The sequence below is a fragment of the Pseudomonadaceae bacterium SI-3 genome, from assembly GCA_004010935.1.
Lineage (GTDB): Bacteria > Pseudomonadota > Gammaproteobacteria > Pseudomonadales > Pseudomonadaceae > Stutzerimonas.
Genome location: CP026511.1, coordinates 3,297,881 through 3,318,095, shown reverse-complemented (window position 1 = coordinate 3,318,095; position 20,215 = coordinate 3,297,881). Strand labels below are relative to the sequence as shown.

Here is a 20,215-nt window from a genome sequence, read left to right as displayed (position 1 = left end):
CGCTCGGCGCAGCGTCATGCTCAGCTGGCGTCACCCAGGCCGGCGAGGCGTGTGTTGGCAATATAGAACAGCTCGCCGCCGCGCACCGGGATTTCGTTGCCCGGGTTGATGATCGGTTGGGTCTGGTCCTTGGCTCGGTAGCCGATCAGCGTCGCGTTGTGCCGGTCTTTCAATTGCTTGTACAGCGCGCCGACCGTGCTTTCGTAGCTCTCGGGCAGTAGCAGGCGGTACTGGGTCGCGCCTTGGCCGACGCTCAGCAGCTCATTGATGATCACCGAGGAGCCTGGGTCCTGAGACGAACGCACCAGCATCTCGATGGCCATGCTGGAGGTGCATTCCAGTTTGGGCGCATAGCTGCGCGCCAGTCGGGCGGTCTCGCTGCTGCTGAAATGGGCAACCACATGACCGACCGGATTGAGCTGGTTGATGGTCAGCACGACCGCGAGCGTCAGGTCGTCCGAGCCGGTGCGCACCAGTGTGCGTTCGGCCCCTTTCACCCCGGCGCGCTGCAGCAGTGCCAGGGACGACAGGCTCTCGCCATGGATGAACTCAGTTTTGCCTGGCATCGGGTTTTCTTCAAGCGCCGTGTCGCAGATGACGATCAGGTGGTCGTTGGAGGTTTCGTCTTCATGCAGCAGCTCGACGACACGCTCGCTGATTTCGCCTTCCCAACCGATGACAACGGTATGGCCCGTGCAGGTGGCGAACGTTCCTTTGCCTTTCATGCCTTTCCTCCAGACTGCAATGATGGAATTGGTGGTTTTGCCGATGACGGCGGTCAGCAGCGCGATGCCGCCGACCATCAGCCAGGTGGAAACAAAGATGCGACCGCCAGCAGTCTGCGGTGAGAAGTCACCGTAGCCGACGGTCAGTGCGGTGGTCAGATAGAAGTAGATGAAGGTTTTCAGCTCGGTGAGCGGCGCTTCGGCGAACAGACGCAAACCGAGGTAGGACACGCCGGCATGCACTAAAAGCGCGAATAACAGTGCGGCCCAGCCAAATCGGCTGGTAACAGCCGCCAGTTGCCTGCGCAACTGAATAATGATCGACATCGGCCCTGACTCCATGGCTTTCGGTAATGGCCATCGTAACGAGGCTCTGAATGGTCCCGGTCACGCTATAGACCTGCCGCATCCTAAGGGCCGAAGCCGCAGCTTGCCAGCCTCGCTGCCCGCCATGGGCTAGCAGCGGTACCTGAGTGGCGTAGTGGTGTGCGTATGAGCGGCGGTTCCGCCAAGCGCCCGAACTGTCCTAGCGTTGCTCACGAAAACAGCTCTGGCACAGCCGAAACTTGCGTGCTGCCATCGGCATGGCCTTGCCACAGCCCTTGCAATTGCGGTTGTCGCCGGATCCGCGGCGGCGGTCCGAGCTGCGTGGCTTGCGCTGGCGTGAAAGCTCACGGGTGATGGCGCCATTAAGGAGACTGCGATGCTCTTCGGCCTGCTCCAGCGCCGGAAAATGCGCCGGCAGCGTGCGCGCCAGGTGCAGGTAGGTTTCGATGACGTGCAGCGAGCTTTCCAACGTGGCCAGGTCGGCATCGATGATCAGCCGCGGCAATGGGATCTCCTTGTCCTGCGCGACCTTCCTCAGCCATTGCTGGGCGAAAACGGCGGCCGGGCTGTCGAGACCTCCGCGTATTGGTGTGCAGGCAAATATCCAGCGCAACGGCAGGTCGATGGTCGGGTCGTCGATCAGCTTGATCCATTCCGCCAGCTCGTCGGGCAGGATCGATATGAATTCGTCGCCGTAGTTGATGTTGCGGTTGAACGTCAGCCAGGCCCGCAACAGGCTCGGCTCGTTCATCAGTTCGGAGATGGCTTGCAGGTGCTCGATGGAGGGCCTTACCTGGAACTGCGTCAGGTCCACCGGCAAGTCGTCGCTGTGGAACAGGCGCTTGATCGACTGCAGCGTCTGCCCGTCCAGCGCGGTGATGAGGCCGCTGTCGTGATGACCGAAGCGCCCGGCGCGGCCGCCGATCTGCTTGACCTCCTGCACCTTCAGCTGGCGGTTCTGGATGCCGTCGTACTTTTCGTCGGTGTAGAAGCACAGCGTGTGCGCCGGCAGGTTGAGGCCCATACCCACAGCATCCGTGGCGACCATGAGGTCTGCTTCGCCTTCGCGGAAGCGACGTGCCTGCTCGCGGCGAACTTCTGGTGACAGCGCACCGTAGACCACCGAGACGCTCTTGCCGGTCATCTCCAGTATCGCCTTGAGCTCCAGCACTGTCCTGCGGCTGAAGGCGACCAGCATCGAGCCGGCATCGAGCTGCTTGAGGTTGGTCGAGCGGCGCGCCACGTCCACGGGTGAAAGTCGTTTGGTGCGTTTGACTACCAGTTGGTCTTCGCAGAGATCACAGAGGGTTTTCAGCGACGGCTGGATCAGCTCGGGGCCGGTCATGATCAGGTCCTGGGTGTAGGCGCTGACCAGCGCATCGACCCAGGCCCAGCCGCGTTGCGAGTCGGCCATCATCTGCACTTCGTCGATCACCACCACGTCCCAGGACTCGTGACGGAAGCGGGCGAATTCCTCGACGGTGCAGCAATAGTGGGTCGCACCTTCGCGGATGATTTCCTCTTCGCCGGTGACCAACGAGCAAGGCACGCCCATGGATTCGATGCGTTCCTGGTTTTCCAGGGCCATCAGGCGCAGCGGCGACAGGTAGATGGCGTGGGTCACGCCGGTCATGGCCTGGATCGCCTGATAAGTCTTGCCGCTGTTGGTCGGGCCGAGCAGGGCGGTCCAGGTGCGAGTGATGCGCCGTGCGGCGTAGAGCTTGTGGTAATGGACGAAGCGCGGGTTGTTCTCCAGCAACACAGCGAAGGCCATCTTTTCGCGATTGTCCTCGCGGGCGAAACGGATGGTCCGGCGCAGCTTTTTCGGCTCCATCATGAAGACTTCGGTCAGACGCTTCTCGCCGAGCAGCTGCAGATCGAAGTCCTGCGCTTCCTCGATCATCATCTCGAACTTGGCATTCATCGCCTGACGGTCTTCGTCTTTGAGCTGCGCGACTTCTTGCTCGCTTAGCACATGGCCTTGGCCGCCCGGAATGCGCCTTTGCATGTCCAGGGCGACCTCGCCGTGGCGCAGCTCGACCACATAGCGCAGCTCGTGTTTGACCTCGTTGACGATGTCGACGGCGCGCGCCGCAAAATCGTCGAGGCGTGAAAGCCGCACGGGCAGGCGCTCCAGGCATTGGGCTTTCTGTTCTTCGCTGAGGCTGGTGAACGGCTTCTCCAAGACATGCAGGCGATCCCGGACCAGGGCCTGCACCGCAGCGCAGACGTTGCGTTCAAAGTCCTCGGTCGACTCGCTATCGTCGATGCGCAGCGCAAATTCGGGTTCCAGCAGGTTCTGCACCGGGCCGCAATCCAGCGATTTCTCAATACCGAAGATGTCGACGGTACAACTGAAATCGTTCACGTCCCGGTTCAGCAGTCGGCCGATCAGGTGAGTCGGGTCGGCGTGCTCAAGATTCGCCTCGACCGTAGGCTCGTCCAGCCCAAGCCAGAACAACCGCGCTGCACGGCCAATTTCGGGTGGCTGATGGCCGAGGTAGGTGCTGAACCATTTTTCCTGGTGATTTTTCTTCGGTACGAAATCGGGATGGCGCTCGGCGGCCCAGTCCAAAAAGCGCTGAAGTCTTTCGAGTTTGTGGGTGTGGCGTTGTTTGGCTTCGGCCTTGCGCATGATCGACGCCTCTCTGATCAGGGGTCCTGCAAGTTTGGACAATCGGGCCGCGCAATACGAGCGGCACGGCAGGCGGCCATGCGTCGGCTCGCAGACGAACGTATGGGGATGCTCGGAGTCGCAAATTCTATACGTCCGAAACCGACTCGCGGGAGACAACGGCTATGGTGCTTCGCAACGGAGAAAGCAGCTGCTCACTACAGGCCGTATCAGTGGGCGATGGTCCTTCATGGCGCGCCAACGATCTGTTCGGGCGGGTCATCTGTGCGGTCATGCTCGGGATGTTGATGCTGGCCGGTGCTGGCGTCGGGAGCGTTCAGGCTGAGGATCTGAAGCACCCCAGCGATCTCCTGCGGGTCACCAATTATCCGGGCGGTCTGGCGATAGCCGAACTCTCGCGCTGGCGTGAAGCAACGCCGGAAATAAAAGACATCATGATCCCATCCAGTGCCGACGATAGTGAGCAGGCGGCGCTGTTCTACGACTCAGGTTCAGACAAGGAAAAGCCCCTGCTCATGGTGCTGCACAGCTGGAGCACCGATTACCTGCAGAACATCGACATTCCGCTGGGCCAGTTCGCGATTGCGAACGACTGGGTGTTCATTCACCCGAACTTCCGAGGTCAGAACGATGGTCGTCCCGAGTCGACCGCCTCCGATCTGGCGATTTCTGACATGCAGGACGCGCTCGAATATGCGCGAGAACATGCTGAAATTGACGAGTCGCGAATCTATCTGCTCGGCTATTCGGGCGGCGCGATGAATGCACTGCACCTGGCGAGTCGTAATCCCGATGTGTTTGCCGGCGTTGCGGCTTGGGTGCCGGTTTATGACCTGGTGACCTGGCACCAGTGGAACAAAGCGCGCGGCGAAAAGTACGCCGGGGAAATCGAGCAGGCCTGTGGCGGCGAGCCGACCCAAGGCTCCAGCGCCTTTGATGAATGCCGCAAGCGCAGCCCGAGTCGCTATGTGCCGGAGGTGGCGGGCGATATTCGCATACTCATCGCTCACGGCATCAATGACACCACTGTCCCGCCTGAGCAGGCGCTTCATGCCTTCAACGACCTGGCGAAGGAAGAGGATCGAATCCCTCAGGAGCAGATCGACCAGTTGATGGAGACTCGCCAGGTCCCGGATGCCTTGCGTCAACGATCGGCCAACGGCAGCGATGAATTCCCGCAGTTCGCCGAGGCGGATGCTGATGTGTTGCTGTACCTGAAATCGGGCCCTACCGAGCTGGTGCTGTTCGAAGGCGAGCACGACATGCTTTACCGGCCTGGGCTGGATTGGCTTTCTCGTCAGCAGCGGTGATGCAAGGTTTAGATCGATACAAGGACTCCGAAGTCGCTATGAGCAGTCAACACATCAGCATGTCGAGTCACCTTTGCAGGCGGGTACTGGCGGCCTGCGGTCTGGCCGGATGGATGGTTTCTGCGGTCAACGCGGCGGACCGGGACTGGTCCAGCGTCACCGAGCCGCTACCCGGCGAGCCGCGAATAATCGGTAAGCATGGCGCAGCGTGTCTGGCTGGCGCGGTACAGCTGCCGCCCGAAGGTGAGGGTTACCAGGCCGTCGATATGCAGCGTAACCGTCACTACGGACATCCCGCGCTGCTTGATTACATCCAGGACCTTGGTCGCCGGCTGGATGGGGCTGGCATCGGGCCCATGCTCGTCGGCGATATGGCGCAGCCGCGCGGTGGCCCGATGTCCTATGGGCACGTTAGCCACCAGAGCGGTCTGGACGTCGACATCTGGTTCCGTCTGGACCTGCCGCCGCTGGCCCGCAGCGAGCGCGAGGGCCTCGAACAACCCATCCTCGTCGACGAAACGACCGGGGAACTGGACAGCGCTCGATGGACCGAACAGCACGCCGAGCTGATCCGCCTTGCCGCGCAAGATCCGCGGGTGACGCGCATCTTCGTCGATGCCGCGGTCAAGCGAGACCTCTGCGAGCGTGAGTGGGACGACCGCTCCTGGCTGCAACGCATCCGCCCATGGCCTTTTCATGACGAACATCTGCATGTTCGTCTGCGCTGTCCGGAGGGCTCGACAGAGTGTGTCGACCAGCCACCGCCGCCACCGGGCGAGGGCTGCAAAGCGATTCTCCCGACCCCGCGCCCCGTGGCAATGGCCAGCCCAAGTCGCCGCCTGCCCGCTGCCTGCGCCGCTGTGTTCAGTCAGTAGACGGTTGGGATGCAAAACGTAACGGGAGCGGTCCGGTGAGTATCGCCAGCGAAAAATCCTCCGTTCTGCTCGGCACCGCCGGTTGGAGCTTGCCGCGCGAGCAATGGCCGGCGTTTCCAGTGGAGGGCACGCACCTGCAGCGGTACGCGGCTCGTTTACCCGCTGTCGAGATCAACAGCTCGTTTTACCGTGCCCATCGGCCCACGACCTACGCCAAGTGGGCGGAAAGCGTGCCGGTCGGGTTTCGTTTCAGCGTCAAGGTACCCAAGCAGATCACCCATGAACGGCGCCTGGATGGCTGCGATCAACTGGTCGAACAGTTTCTGCACGAGTGCGGCCATTTGGCTGACAAGCTAGGCTGCCTGCTGGTGCAGCTGCCACCTTCGCTGGTTTACGAACCGAGCGTCGCCCGTGCATTCATCGACTCGTTGAGAGCACGTTATGACGGGTTGGTGGCGATCGAGCCGCGCCATCCGAGCTGGCTCGATGCCGAGCCAGTGCTTCAGGACGCTCGAATCGCACGGGTCGCGGCTGACCCGGCGCCTTTTCCAGCGGCGGCCGAGCCGGGCGGTTGGGATGGCTTCACTTATTACCGTCTGCATGGCTCGCCGCGCATCTATTACTCCTCGTATGGTGACGATTGGCTCGACGGTTTGACCGAGCGGCTGGCCGAGCGAAGCGCTACGCAACCAGCGGACACAGCCAGCTGGTGCATTTTCGACAACACCGCCAGCGGGGCGGCGACCGCTAATGCGCTAGCACTGCAGCATCGCCTCAAGCAAATCTGACCTGCTCGCAAGGTGGCGACACAAACCGAAATGGTCTGAAGGGAAGGCCAGCCGGTACGGTCTGGGTTTTCCGCTACCGTTGAACAGTCGTCTCACTGAGCAGGAACGCCTCCATGAACAAGACGTGTATTGCCCTGGCGCTGGCCGGGATGGTCGGTGCCGCTGAAGCGGCGGTGGTGGTCAAGCCACATGCCTATGAGATCGCCGGTGAAACCTATGAGGGGCTGCTCGTCTATGACGATTCGGTCACCACGCCGCGGCCCGGCTTGCTGATGGTGCCGAACTGGCTGGGCGTCACCGAGCGCTCCGCTGAAAAGGCGGCGCGCGCGGCCGGGGATAAGTACGTCGTGTTCATGGCTGACCTGTATGGCAAGTCGGTGCGGCCATCCAATCCGGATGAAGCCAAGGCCGCTGCCACATCGGTACGTGGCGATCGGCCACTGATGCGCAAACGGGCCCAGGCTGCGGTCGAGGCGTTCAGGTCGCAGCAGGTGGTGGCGCTGGATACCGGCAAGATGGCGGCGATCGGTTTCTGCTTTGGCGGCGGTGCAGTTCTTGAGTTGGCCCGGTCGGGCTCCGATCTGGACGCCTTTGTCTCGTTCCATGGCAACCTGGATACGCCGAACCCGGACGACGCCAAACAGATCAAGGCGCCGGTGCTGGTGTTGCATGGTGCGGATGACCCGGCGGTACCGAAAGAACAGGTCGATGCGTTCATCGCCGAGATGAAAGCCACCGATGCGGATTGGCAGATGAACATCTATGGCAACGCCGTGCATTCCTTCACCGACCCTTACGCCAACGTGCCTGGGCGCAACGAGTTCAATCCGGAAGTGGCCGAGCGGGCATTTCAGGCCATGAACAGTCTGCTCGACGAGGTGTTTGTCTCGCAGTGATGCGACCGGAGGTTGCGGTCGGTTGCGTCAGGTCAGCCGCTATTCAGAAAGATGGAGGCTGACCTGCGCGGGTCGGCAAATGATCTCAGCGCGGAACGATCCGCACACGCCCAGCCGTGTTGTCACGTCGCCCGGCCTTGTCGTTTTCGGCACGCCCGGGAATTGATCCGTCTGCTGCGCCGCGGTCACCGCTGGCCGTTCCGTCCAGTTTGCGTTCGTCGACACTGAGTGAGGTGGCATCGGGATAGCCGGTGGTCAGCGTTTCGGTGCTGGCGGTGACAGGGGTTGCTTCCTCTTCACCCCAGCTGGCGCTGCGCTCGTCGATATCGATCGCGCCGTTGCGCTCCATCAACTCTTCGACCATGGCGACTTCATCATCGGTATCCAGCGTGACGGTCACGATGGTCGAGCCGCGCCGGGCGGCTTCCGGGTAACGACCGGCGTGCTTGCTTGAGTCGTCACCGAAAACCTTGCCGAAGAAACTGCCGATTTTCTCCGCTACCGAGGCGTCATCGCCCGGCTCTTCGCCCACCACCTCGACGCGGCTGCTGTCGACGGTGTCCGGGTTGAAGGACGCGGAAATCTGTATGGCGTCGCTGGTTATTCCTTTGCTCAGAATTTCGGTTTTGACTTGCTCGGCTTCGGCGTAACGATCAAACGCCGCTATGAGGATCTGGGGCATGATTTCACCTTTCTCTGCAGGCTTGGCTGCGGTTGATATGCGCGGCGAGCGTTTCGACCTGTGAGTGCTCGCTGTCCTGTCTATTGGGCGAGACCAGCGAGGCGAAGGTTCCGTGCGTTCTCATTACGTGATGCTTCGGCTGCTCGCGTTGCCCGGTTACCGCAGTCGAATCGCCGCCATCGCTGGCTGCAGCTAGCCATTCACCACCTTGCCGCCGTTGATATGGATCGTCTGGCCGCTGACGTAGGACGAGTCCTCGCATGCCAAATAGACGTAGGCCGGGCCTAGCTCGGATGGCTGGCCGCAGCGCCCCATTGGCATCTGGCTGCCGAAGTCTTCGAGCAGTTCCGGGTCGTGCTTGCCCAGCGATGGCGGTTGCAGCGGGGTCCAGATCGGGCCGGGAGCGATCTGGTTGACGCGGATATCGCGTTCGATCAGTTGTTGCGACAGGGCGCGGGTAAACCCGTCGATGGCGCCCTTGGTCGAGGTGTAATCGACCAGCATCGGGTTGCCGATAAAGGAATTGATCGACGTAGTGTTGATGATCGAGGCGCCAGCCTTGAGGTGGGGCAGTGCAGCACGGGTGAGGTAGAAGTAGCCATGAATGTTGGTGGCGAACGTCTTCTCCCACTGCTCATCGGTGATGTCTTCGAGCCGCGTCTGGACTTCCTGGCGTCCGGCATTGTTCACCAGCACGTCCAGTTGGCCGAACGTCTTCACCGTTTGCTCCACCGCGTCGTTGCAGTGGCTGCTGTCGCGGATGTCGCCTGGCAGCAGCAGGCAGCGCTGCCCCTCGGCTTCGATCATGCGCTTGGCGTCTTCGGCATCCTGATGCTCATCGAGGTACATGATCGCTACGTCGGCGCCTTCTCGGGCGAAGTGCACCGCTGCCGCGCGGCCGATGCCGCTGTCTCCACCGCTGACCAATGCGACCTTGCCAGCGAGCTTTCCGCTGCCCTTGTAACTGTCGCGAATGAACTCGGCCGGTGGCTGCAGCTCGCGTTCCTGACCGGGCAAACGGTCCTGTTTCTGCGCGTGGATCTTCGGATAAGCCATAGGTACTCCAGACATGAAAGTGGGTTCTGTAAGTACGGCTGGTGCCTGGCGGGAAAGTTTCGGCAGAGTGCCGAGTGGACGTCCGGTGGTGACCGATGATCGGTAAAGGCGCTGTATCGCTAGATGGCGCTTGGCCATGTATTTGCGCTGGCCTATAGTGCCGCCCGCCACGGACGGCCGCAGCACCCCAGCGTAGGGATGTCATGGCCGTTCACGCCTACCATCTGCAAGGGAATGACCATGAAAACCAAGCAACTCCTGGCACTGCCGCTGCTCGCTGCGCTGTTGTCCGCCTGTACTGCCACCACTTCGCTGCGCTCCAGCGACCCGAGCCTCGCTGTCAAGATCAACGACGATGCTCCGCTGGTACTGAAAATCCCCGTAAACAAGACCTACAAGGCGACCAGCTTCGGTCAGTACCGCTTCCGCGCTACGCAGGACGGCATGGAACCGATGTACGGGATCGTCCCGCTCAAGTTCAACAGTGGCTATCTTGTCGCTGACATCCTGTTCTTCGCGCCGGCCGCGTTCTACAACCTGCGTGAGGTCTATCCGTTCTACGAGTTCGACGTGGCGCAAGGCGTGATTCGCTACAAGAAGAAAGAGCAGGATCAGTGGACCAGCTACAAGCCGACGGCTGCCGAGGTCGAGCGCGCCCGCGCTTACTTCAAGCAATAACCGGCACGCCTGAACCGCACCTCGCAGCGCCGCGAATGCCTTCGCTGGCATTGCCCCCTGTAGGAGCCAGCTTGCTGGCGATCTTTTCGGCACCGCGCAGGTGCGGATCGCCAGCAAGCTGGCTCCTACAAAAGCGTGATGTCGTAAGGGTTCGCGCAGTTCGCTACAGGTACGGGGCAGGTCTGCCACCAGTCGCGAGATGCCTGCTCGGCCTAACAGCGACCGACTGCAGAATCCGCACGCAGCGCAACGACTACCTTCGCTGGCGTTGTCCCCAGTAGGAGCCAGCTTGCTGGCGATCTTTTCGGCACCACAGAGGCGTGGATCGCCAGCAAGCTGGCTCCTACAACAGCGTGATCCGCGACTTGTCCATATCGTACGGGTTCGCGCAATTCGCTACAGGTGCGCTGCAGGGGCTTCCACCGGTCGCCAGATACTTTTCCGGCCTGACATCGACCGACTGCAGAATCCGCACGCAGCGCCACGACTACCTTCGCTGGCGTTGTTCCCTGTAGGAGCCAGCTTGCTGGCGATCTTTTCGGCACCACAGAGGCGTGGATCGCCAGCAAGCTGGCTCCTACAACAGCGAGATCCGCGACTTGTCCATGTCGTACCGGTGCGGACAGTTCGCTGCAGGTGCGCTGCAGGTCTGCCACCGGTCGCCAGATACTTTTCCGGCCTGACATCGACCGACTGCAGAAATCCGCACGCAGCGCCACGACTACCTTCGCTGGCGTTGTCCCCTGTAGGAGCCAGCTTGCTGGCGATCTTTTCGGCACCGCGCAGGCGCGGATCGCCAGCAACCTGGCTCCTACAACAGCCTGATCCGCGGCTTGTCCATGTCGTACCGGTGCGGACAGTTCGCTGCAGGTGCGCTGCAGGTCTGCCACCGGTCGCCAGATACTTTTCCGGCCTGACATCGACCGACTGCAGGCGTAGAATCCGCGCCGCTCCAGCTGTCCCTCTTCGCACCTCCAACGCTTACGCTGCCATCCTGCGTGCATTACCTGCGCCGCGGGCGATCTGCGTTGTGGCAAGTGATGGAACGGCCATCCCTTACACCTTCTTCGTCACACTGCACTGTGCCGTCCTGGCGCGTTGCGGTTGCCGAGTGAACAGCAGTTTTCAGACGTCGCACATGAACGAATCGCAAAGCTCCCACGGCGGGAGTTGGCTCAGCGTTATCGCGCTGGCCCTGGCCGCTTTTATTTTCAACACGACGGAATTCGTCCCGGTCGCCTTGCTTAGCGACATCGGTCGGTCGTTCGATATGCCGCCGTCTCAGGTCGGGCTGATGTTGACCATCTACGCTTGGGTGGTCGCGCTGATGTCGCTGCCGATGATGCTGCTGACCCGCAATGTCGAGCGGCGAACCCTGCTCATCTTCGTGTTCGTGGTGTTCATCGGCAGCCATCTGGTTTCCAGCGTAGCGTCGAGCTTCAGCATGCTGATGATCAGCCGCATCGGCATCGCGCTTTCACACGCCGTGTTCTGGTCGATCACCGCCTCGCTGGCGGTGCGCGTCGCCCCTGCCGGCAAGCAGGCGCAGGCGCTCGGCTTACTCGCGACCGGTAGCGCGCTGGCCATGGTGCTGGGCATTCCGCTGGGGCGGGTTGTCGGCGAGCTGCTGGACTGGCGTACCACCTTCCTGTCGATCGCAATAGTCGCTGCATTGGTCGTGCTCTGCCTGGCGCGCACCTTGCCGCTGCTTCCAAGCCAGAATTCCGGTTCTCTGCGCAGTTTGCCGATGCTGTTCAAACGGCCAGCGCTGGTGGCAGCCTATGTGCTGACCGCGCTGGTGATTACCGCGCAGTTCACCGCCTACACCTATATCGAACCCTTCGCGCAAACCATCGCGCATCTGAGTGGCAACATGACTACGGCGCTGCTGCTGCTGTTCGGTGGGGCCGGCATTCTCGGGACGGTGCTCTTCAGCCGTTACAGCAACCGTTATCCGAAAGGCTTCCTGATCGCGGCGATTTCGATCATGGCTATGTGCCTGTTGCTGCTGTTGCCCGCATCACGCGACAGCTCGCTGCTGGCTGCTCTGGTAGTGGTGTGGGGGATCGCCGGCATGTGCTTTGGCTTGGCGTTGCAGGCGAAGGTGCTGAATCTCGCCTCCGATGCGACGGATGTCGCCATGGCCTTGTTCTCAGGCATCTATAACGTGGGCATTGGCGGCGGCGCACTGCTGGGCAGCTTGGTCACCGCTCATCTTGGCCTCAGCGATGTTGGCATCGTTGGCGGTCTTTTGGCCCTGAGCGGCGTCGTGCTGTGCTGCTTTGCGACCTATCGCTTCGCCAGGCCGGTGGGCAGCGCAGCGCTCTGACGCGCAGGGGCAGAGGTCAGCGGGTCAGTAATCCTTCGTTGGTGCGGTTAGGCTTGGCCGAGGAGCTGGATGCTTCGTTGACGCCAACCGCTGGGCGACGTCGATTCCAGTATCAACCGTCAATGATGGGGGCTGGCGTATCGTAGCCAGCCATCCGGTCAATGCAGTTCGTTGGCGAAGCGACCCACTGCGCTGACGACCTGTTTGGCACCGTCCTGAATCTCGACGATGACCTCGCCGGCCTGATTCGCCAGCGACAGCCCTTGCGCTGCCTGCTCGCGGCTGTTGGCCATTTCCCGTACGGCTTCGTCGACCAGCGTCTGGTTCTTCTGCACCACGCTGACGATCTCTTCAGTAGCAGCGCTGGTGCGGCCGGCCAGTTGGCGAACTTCGTCGGCGACTACGGCAAACCCGCGACCCTGTTCACCGGCGCGTGCGGCTTCGATGGCGGCGTTGAGTGCAAGCAGGTTGGTTTGTGCAGCGATGCCGCCAATGGTCTGGACGATGGAGCTGATCAGGTGCGATTGCTGGCCCAGCGCCTCGATACCCTGGGTGGCCGATTCGACCTCCTCGGCGATGCGTTTCATGGTCGCAACCGTATCCTTGACCACCACGGCGCCGCGCTCGGCACTGGTGTCGGTCTTGCGCGACACGTCATAGGCGATGCTCGCTGCCTCCCGGACCTCTTCCTCACGTGCGACCTGATCGCTGACCACACTGGCGAACTTGACCACTTTGCACAGCTTGCCTTCGGTGTCATAGACGGGGTTGTAAGTCGCTTCGAGCCAGACGTCCCGGCCCATGCTGTCGATGCGCTTGAAGCGGTTCGCAACGAATTCGCCGCGATTTAGCGTTTGCCAGAAGGTCTTGTACTGCTGGGATGACGCTTCTTCCGGGGTGCAGAACATGCTGTGGTGCTTGCCCACGATCTGCTTGAGCGAATAGCCCATGCCTTGCAGGAACTGTTCGTTGGCCGAGACTATGGTGCCGTCCAGATTGAACTGAATGACCGCGGTAGAACGCAGCAGCGCGTTGATGAACGCTTCGTTCTCCTTTGCCAGTTGCAGCTCTTTCGTCACTTCACGGGCGTATCCGCTCATGTGCAGCAACTTGCCTTGGGCGTTCAGGATCGGATACCAATCGATGTGCAGCCAGGCAAGGCTGCCGTCGGTGCGTAGAAAACGATAGTCGTCGCTGACGGGTTCGAGCTTGGACACAGCCGCTCGGAAATTATGAAAGCAGGGCAGGCTTTTTACATAGGCCGGGACGATATCCGCCATGGCGCGGCCTTGCAGTTGCTCGACCTTGTAGCCGAGCGTCTGCGCGAATTTCTGGTTGACGGCCGCCATTCGAAACTCGGTGTCGAGGGTGATCGACAGCATCGTTGCGTTCATTTGATCGCGAAGCTGCCGGAGCAGCGACAGTTCTAAAGCCTGGTCTTCGACTTGTTTTTTGAGGTGGCTGTTGAACATGAAAGCACCGGAAGCTGAGTGGACGTACCTCTCTATCGGCACGCCACTTCCATACTTGATGACCAACGTCGTTCGGTGCGCGTGCGTCAGTCGACCCGCTCCAAGCGCACCCGGATCACACCGGCGCGAGTGCTGGCGATGCGCTCAAACGCCGCTTTCGACAGATCGATAATCCGCCCTCGGACGAACGGCCCGCGGTCGTTAATATGCACCACGACGCTTTGGCCGTTACGGGTGTTGGTGACCCGTACCCGAGTGCCGAACGGCAGCGTGCGATGAGCCGCTGTCAGCGCGTTTTGGTCGAAGCGCTCGCCGCTGGCGGTCAGTTTGTTGTGGTGCTGGTTGCCGTAATACGAGGCCTTGCCTGAACCGATCAGTGCGCCCGTCTCGGTGGGCGCCTCCTGCGATGAGGGGGGCTTCGGTCGCGGAGTGGTACAGCCTGCAAGTGCTACGACCGTAAGCAGGGTGAACAACCAAACGGCTGGCCTTATGAGCATCGTCGATCCTTGTCTTCGTCATGAGGGATTCGGGCAGCGCCGTACGGAACGGCAAGGCGCGGCGCCATTTAAGAGTGTATCGGTGCCAGTAAGTTTTCGAGGTCAATCGTGCTTCAGCGATCAGCGATCAGCGATCAGCGCTCGCGCACCGGGGATCGTGCAAGCCGAGCGGTGTACCGCATAGCGGACCCGATCGCTCGGGTCCGCCCCGGCGCGCTTACTCGCTCGGTTTGGCCAACCAGGCGTCAGCGATGCGTTGGTATTCTCCAGTGGCCTTGGTCAGGTGCAGCCACTGATCGACGTAGGCCTTGAATGCCACATCACCGCGCGGCAGCAGGAAGGCCTTTTCGCTGTACTGCAGGGGTTTGTCGGGGTTAACCGCACACAGAGTCGGGTAGTTGCGCTGTTGATACTGCGCCTCCGACGAGTCTGTGATCATCACGTCGGCCTTGTTGTCGGCGACGGATTTGAAGATCACGGTGTTGTCGTGGAATAGCTCCAGCTGCGCCTTGGGCAGTTCGCGACGCACGAAGGCTTCGTTGGTGCCGCCTGGTGGCTCGATCAGGCGCACCGAGGGCTGGTTGAGCTGCTCGATGGTCTGGTACTTCTTGACCTCATCACAGCGGACGAAGGGGATCTTGCCGTCCACGGTGATCGGATTGCTGAAGAAGGCCTTCTTTTGCCGCTCGAGTGAAATGGAGACGCCGCCCACGGCCATGTCGCATTGAGCGAGGAAGTCTGGCATCAACGTCTTCCATGTGGTCGGTACCCACTCGATCTTGACGCCCAAGGACTTCGCCAGTGACTCGGCGAGGGCGATGTCGATGCCCTCGTAGCGCTTGTCGTCGCGCAGAAAGGTGTAGGGCTTGTAGTCGCCAGTCGTGCAGACCTTCAGCGTACCGCGCTGTTGGGCTTCATCGAGCACTGAAGAGGAGGGCGCGGCGAAGGCCGCGCCGCTGGCCAGCAAGATGCCAGCCGCAATTAGAGATCTCATGGGTGTTTCCTTGCAAGGGCATGCCTAGGTGGCCGCGGTTATTGTTCTGGCCCGTCAGTTGGAGTGGGCATGTCGAACGTACCGGACTGGAGACCGGCCTCACAAGGTTTAACTGAGTGGAGAGTTGCCACGGCTCGACGTCGGCTACCGCGGATGATCTACCTCAGGCGTGCGGCTTGCTACGGATCGTTTTCATCAGATCAGCCGGGGTGATGTGGCCGACCACGCTGCTGGCGCTGCCCGGCTGTGGCAGGTTGAGGATGTTGCCCTTGATCTTGCCGATCACGTGCATCTCGCAGGGCTTGCAGTCGAACTTCAGCGTCAGGACTTCATCGCCGTGAATCAGCTGCATCGGCGCAACCTTGGTGCGCACGCCCGTCACGCCCTTGGCCTGTTTCGGGCAGAGGTTGAAGGAGAAACGCAGGCAGTGCTTGGTGATCATCACCGGCACTTCGCCGGTTTCTTCATGGGCCTCGTAGGCCGCATCGATCAGTTGCACGCCGTAACGGTGATAGAAGGCGCGGGCTTTCTCGTTGTAGACGTTATAGAGGAACGACAGGTGCGCTTCCGGGTAGACCGGCGGCGGTACGCTGACCGCCTTGCGGCTGCCTAACGGCCGAATCGCTTCGCGGGCTTCGGTCAGTGCCTCGATGGCTTCGCGGCGCAGGGCCTTGAGTTGCGAGTTGGGGATGAAGAAGGCCTGCGGCGCATCCACGTCCACTTCTTCGGCGTGGTAGATCGTGGTGCCCAGCTGGCTCAGCAGGTCGGCGATCTGGCCAGGCACTTGTTCCGGCTTCTTCGCTTCGCCGAATGGGCCGGCCAGCGAGACGCTGGCATAGGCGCCTTCTTCGCTGGTGACATGCAACTCCAGCTCGTCGGCACGCAGCTTGGCCAACCAGCGCACACCGATGCGACGCTCGGCAGAAGTTTTCAGCAGCGCGTTCTGCCAGTTGTGGTCCAGGTTGCGGTTGAGCGGATGGTTCGGACGTAGCTGGCGGATCGCGTCGGGCATCTCGTTAGGCTCCACGCGGTATTGCCAGAGCGACTGACCGTCTTCCTCGAATTGCTTCAACGGCTCGACCACGCTGGCGCGGAAGCCCACCACCTCACGCTTGATCAGCACATTGAGGCCGTCGCCGTTGGACAGCGGCTCACGGGTCTGCACGGTCAGGTCATGCTTGCTGACCTTGAGCACTTCACCCACGGCGAGACCGGTGAAGGTCGGCGAGTCGAAGGCGCCAATGTCGATCTTGCGGTCGGTCACGAAGTAATCGGTGCTGCCACGATGGAAGGTCTTGTCCGGGTCCGGCACGAAGAAATGATCGGTGCGGCCGCTGGAGGCGCGGGCTAGATCAGGGCGGTCTTCGAGAATCTCGTCGAGTCGCTGGCGGTAGTAAGCGGTGATGTTCTTCACGTAGCTCACATCCTTGTAGCGCCCCTCGATCTTGAACGAACGCACGCCGGCATCGACCAGCGCGCGCAGGTTGGCGCTCTGGTTGTTGTCCTTCATCGACAGCAGATGCTTGTCGAAGGCAACGACGCGGCCCTGGTCATCCTTGAGCGTGTAGGGCAGGCGGCAGGCCTGGGAGCAATCGCCACGGTTGGCGCTGCGGCCGTTTTGCGCATGAGAAATGTTGCACTGCCCGGAAAACGCCACGCACAGGGCGCCGTGAATGAAGAACTCGATCGTCGCATCGGTGGCATCGCTGATCGCTCGGATTTCCTGCAGATTCAGCTCGCGGGCCAGCACCAGCTGTGAGAACCCGGCCTTGTCGAGAAAAGTGGCGCGTTCCAGGGTGCGGATGTCGGTCTGGGTGCTGGCGTGCAGTTCGATCGGCGGGATGTCCATTTCCATCACGCCCATGTCCTGCACGATTAGCGCATCGACACCGATCTCGTACAGCTGCCAGATCAGCGCCCGCGCCGCTTCCAACTCGTCGTCATGGAGGATGGTGTTGATCGTGACGAATACCCGTGCGTGGAACAGGTGCGCAAATCTCACCAGCTCGGCAATGTCCGCCACGCTGTTCTCGGCGTTGTGCCGCGCCCCGAAACTCGGCCCGCCGATGTACACCGCATCGGCGCCATGCAGGATGGCTTCGCGAGCAATGGTCGTGTCCCGGGCAGGGGAGAGCAGTTCGAGATGATGTTGGGGCAAGGACATGAGCGCGGACCGGGTGCAGATGGAAGCCGCGCATTGTAAAGACTTACGGGCCATTTGGGACTGGCCGCCGGGCGAGTGATCGAGTCCCGGCTATCGATTGCGATGATGAACGCCTCTGACTCGGCGATTCGCGCTACGGCGAGAGACGGCTACCTAACCAAGTGAACCCACCAGTTTTAGTGATCTGGACGAGAAAGTTTTTCGTTTAGTTAAATAAATGATTACTTATCTCATTCGCGATTGATTATTATCCGTTGCCCGCGACTCAATGTGACCTGATGTAACAAAAATCAGAAGACGCGGCTGCCACCCACTAAATACAGAGGACCTCAAGCATGACTGGTAGTAAGGCCGGGCTTTACAAGGCGCAGACACCTTGGCGACGTACCACCACCGCGTTTCTGTGCTGTGCGGTAGCCGCTCCCTTGAGCGTTAGCGCGCAAGAGTCGGCCCGTACGGATACTGAAGAGCCGTTTCGCCTGGCGCCCATCATCGTTAATGCCAATGCATCTGCGGGTGACGACTCCAGTACGGTCGTTGCTCAGGAGCTGTGGGTTGGCGGTAAGGTTCCTACCAGCATTCTCAACACGCCTGCTTCGGTTTCGGTAGTCACCCAAAAGGAAATCGAGCAGCGCAGTGCCAGCACCACAGAAGAAGTGCTGCAATACACCCCGGGCGTCATCACCGACTTTTACGGTACGGATGACCGCAACGATTACTTCAAGATCCGCGGCTTTCAGGCCACGACTTACCGTGATGGGCTGACCCTCGGCTCCATGCGCGGCGTCCGCGAAGAGCCCTTCGCCTATGAGCGCATCGAGATTCTTCGTGGCGCCAACTCCACGCTGTTCGGGCCTGCTGATCCGGGTGGCTCGGTGAACTTCGTCACTAAGCAGCCGCGGTTCGACAAGTTCGGCCAGGGCTACGTGACCTACGGTTCCTATGATCATGTTGAAACCGGCATCGATGTCGGGGACTCGTTGAACGAAGATCAGACGCTGGCCTACCGCTTCACGGGCAAGATCCAGAACAGTGATCGTGAGTACGATCACTCAGAGGACGACAACAAGTTCTTGATGGGCGGCCTGACTTGGGCACCGACGGCGTTCACCTCGGCAACTGTGATTCTCGACTACCTCAAGACAACCAGCACGCCCAACAGCGGCGGTTATCCGAAAGATAAGGAGTACGACCGCAGCAAATTCTATGGCGAGCCTGATTACAACTTTCATGATGTCGAACGCACCAGCCTAAGCGGCAACTTCACTCATGATTTCGACAATGGTTTCGTCCTGCGCAGCAATCTGCGTTACAGCGAGCTGACTGATGATTTTGGCTACGTGTACCTGAACGGCACGGGGACTGGAACCTTACTCAATCGTGATGCTTTTGGTACGGACACTGAAGCCGACCAGCTAAACGGGAACTTGATGCTTCAGTACGATGCCCGATTTGAAAACATTGATAGCAGCACCATGGTAGGGGTGGAGTATCGCGATGCCTCGTCCGAGGATAGTTCTGTCTATCAAGGCGTTTCTCCCATCGACATCGCTAATCCCGTTTACGGCGGTGCCCCGGTCGGTCTGGTCCCCTACAGCCGTAACAAACAGGACTACACCACCAAGTCGCTTTTCGTGCAGCAGAACCTGTCATTCTTCGAGCGCTTTATCGTTACGGGTGGTATCCGCAACGACTCACTGGATCTTTCCAGCACCGACATCACCAACGTTAGAGCCTCGGATACCTTCTCGGAGAACTCTGTTCGTGGGGCATTGACCTACATCGTGAACGACGAAGTTTCCACCTACGTCAGCATGGTGGAATCCGTCGCACCGCCAACCATCGGCGTCACCCCAGAGCGCGGCAAGCAGTACGAGATCGGTGTGAAGTACTCGCCCAGGAGCATGAATGCGCTGTTCTCTGCAGCCATTTACGATCTGACTCAGGAAGACATCACCGTCGCGGTCGTACAGCCTAATGGCACTATCGAACGGGAAACCATTGGTGAGTCGCGTGTGCGCGGTCTGGATCTGGAAGCCAAGGCTGAACTGACTGAAAACTTGAGCCTGATTGGTGGCTACTCCTACATGGAATCGGAGGTGCTCCGCGGAACGTTGCGTAGTGGCGCTTCGCTCGAGGGTAATGAGTTCGAAGCGGCGCCCAAGCACTCGGCATCACTTTGGAGCTACTACAACTTGCCAGGTACGAGAATGAGCGTCGGCTTGGGTGCCCGCTACACGGGCGCGTATTACTTCAACCCCGCCAACAGCGCTAAAAGCGATGCCACCACCCTATTTGATGCCGCTTTCAACTACCAGATCCTCAAAGACACCGATCTGGCCATCAACGTCAGCAACCTGCTCGATGAGCAGCACGTGGTCGGCTCGGGCACTGCGGACTACTACAACCCTGGCCGCGAGATCACGGCCAAGGTCAGCTATAACTGGTAAACGACAAGTCCTGTCTGGCGGCTCCAACGTCGGCCAGGCAGGACTGACGTAGACCTTGCTGCTTGCCGCCCCGGTGAGCAGCAGAGTTGGGAAGTATCAGATAGCTTGTCGCATCGTTTGATTGCGAGCCGATCCCTTCCAGGGCTTAGCGCCCACTTCTCGGTAAAGCCAGCTTGCAGACGAGCGAGCTGCACGTTACCGATGAAGCGAAACTATCCGGCCGTTACGCTCCTCTGACACGTCCCTCCAAGCGTTACTCCGTGCTCGGCGCCAATACCTTGCGGCTCGGCCGGCCCCCGTCCGATGATCCCTACATTTATCGGGTGAGGATCAGGGG

The 20,215-nt window shown here is 60.7% G+C and carries 15 protein-coding genes; 7 read left to right on the top strand and 8 right to left on the bottom strand.

The window, feature by feature from the left end:
- Window positions 1-20: 20 nt before the first annotated feature.
- Window positions 21-1,052, bottom strand: a complete 1,032-nt coding sequence (locus C1896_15480; GenBank protein AZZ46177.1) for a potassium channel protein — start codon at window positions 1,050-1,052, stop codon at window positions 21-23.
- 199 nt (window positions 1,053-1,251) lie between these two features.
- Window positions 1,252-3,687 carry an RNA helicase gene (locus C1896_15475; protein ID AZZ46176.1) on the bottom strand — a complete coding sequence of 812 codons (2,436 nt, stop codon included), beginning with the start codon at window positions 3,685-3,687 and terminating at the stop codon, window positions 1,252-1,254.
- Between the two features lie 164 nt (window positions 3,688-3,851).
- Between C1896_15475 and C1896_15470 the strand changes: the two genes are divergently transcribed.
- From C1896_15470 to C1896_15455, 4 genes are all read left to right on the top strand, one after another.
- A complete protein-coding gene (locus tag C1896_15470; protein AZZ46175.1) occupies window positions 3,852-4,997 on the top strand; it encodes a dipeptidyl aminopeptidase in 1,146 nt (381 codons plus the stop codon).
- Window positions 4,998-5,035: 38 nt separating this feature from the next.
- Entirely contained in the window at window positions 5,036-5,872 is an 837-nt protein-coding gene (locus tag C1896_15465; GenBank protein ID AZZ47696.1) for a penicillin-insensitive murein endopeptidase, read from the top strand.
- Window positions 5,873-5,907: 35 nt separating this feature from the next.
- The gene (locus C1896_15460; GenBank protein ID AZZ46174.1) at window positions 5,908-6,660 is read left to right on the top strand and encodes a DUF72 domain-containing protein; all 753 of its coding nucleotides are present in this window, start codon (window positions 5,908-5,910) and stop codon (window positions 6,658-6,660) included.
- A gap of 113 nt (window positions 6,661-6,773) precedes the next feature.
- On the top strand, window positions 6,774-7,556 hold the full coding sequence (locus C1896_15455) for a dienelactone hydrolase (protein AZZ46173.1): 783 nt from the start codon (window positions 6,774-6,776) through the stop codon (window positions 7,554-7,556).
- Window positions 7,557-7,641: 85 nt separating this feature from the next.
- Here the strand turns inward: C1896_15455 and C1896_15450 are convergent, their stop codons facing one another.
- Window positions 7,642-8,238, bottom strand: a complete 597-nt coding sequence (locus C1896_15450; GenBank protein ID AZZ46172.1) for a hypothetical protein — start codon at window positions 8,236-8,238, stop codon at window positions 7,642-7,644.
- A 192-nt stretch (window positions 8,239-8,430) separates the two neighbouring features.
- Window positions 8,431-9,294, bottom strand: a complete 864-nt coding sequence (locus C1896_15445; protein ID AZZ46171.1) for an NAD(P)-dependent oxidoreductase — start codon at window positions 9,292-9,294, stop codon at window positions 8,431-8,433.
- 240 nt (window positions 9,295-9,534) lie between these two features.
- On the opposite strand from C1896_15445, the gene C1896_15440 reads away from it, so the two are divergent.
- Together C1896_15440 and C1896_15435 are read left to right on the top strand one after the other, a co-directional pair.
- A complete protein-coding gene (locus C1896_15440) occupies window positions 9,535-9,972 on the top strand; it encodes a hypothetical protein (GenBank protein ID AZZ47695.1) in 438 nt (145 codons plus the stop codon).
- Between the two features lie 1,138 nt (window positions 9,973-11,110).
- Window positions 11,111-12,301: a sugar transporter gene (locus C1896_15435; GenBank protein AZZ46170.1), complete on the top strand. Its 1,191-nt coding sequence runs from the start codon at window positions 11,111-11,113 to the stop codon at window positions 12,299-12,301.
- Window positions 12,302-12,459: 158 nt separating this feature from the next.
- Here C1896_15435 and C1896_15430 read toward each other — a convergent pair whose 3' ends face one another.
- From C1896_15430 to C1896_15415, 4 genes are all read right to left on the bottom strand, one after another.
- A complete protein-coding gene (locus C1896_15430; GenBank protein ID AZZ46169.1) occupies window positions 12,460-13,773 on the bottom strand; it encodes a chemotaxis protein in 1,314 nt (437 codons plus the stop codon).
- A gap of 86 nt (window positions 13,774-13,859) precedes the next feature.
- Window positions 13,860-14,270 (bottom strand): septal ring lytic transglycosylase RlpA family protein, encoded by a 411-nt coding sequence (locus C1896_15425; GenBank protein ID AZZ46168.1) that lies wholly within the window; start codon window positions 14,268-14,270, stop codon window positions 13,860-13,862.
- 217 nt (window positions 14,271-14,487) lie between these two features.
- Entirely contained in the window at window positions 14,488-15,264 is a 777-nt protein-coding gene (locus C1896_15420) for an ArtI protein (protein AZZ46167.1), read from the bottom strand.
- A gap of 163 nt (window positions 15,265-15,427) precedes the next feature.
- Window positions 15,428-17,428, bottom strand: a complete 2,001-nt coding sequence (locus C1896_15415) for a collagenase-like protease (GenBank protein AZZ46166.1) — start codon at window positions 17,426-17,428, stop codon at window positions 15,428-15,430.
- A 335-nt stretch (window positions 17,429-17,763) separates the two neighbouring features.
- On the opposite strand from C1896_15415, the gene C1896_15410 reads away from it, so the two are divergent.
- Window positions 17,764-19,878: a TonB-dependent siderophore receptor gene (locus C1896_15410; GenBank protein AZZ46165.1), complete on the top strand. Its 2,115-nt coding sequence runs from the start codon at window positions 17,764-17,766 to the stop codon at window positions 19,876-19,878.
- The last annotated feature ends 337 nt before the right edge of the window (window positions 19,879-20,215 follow it).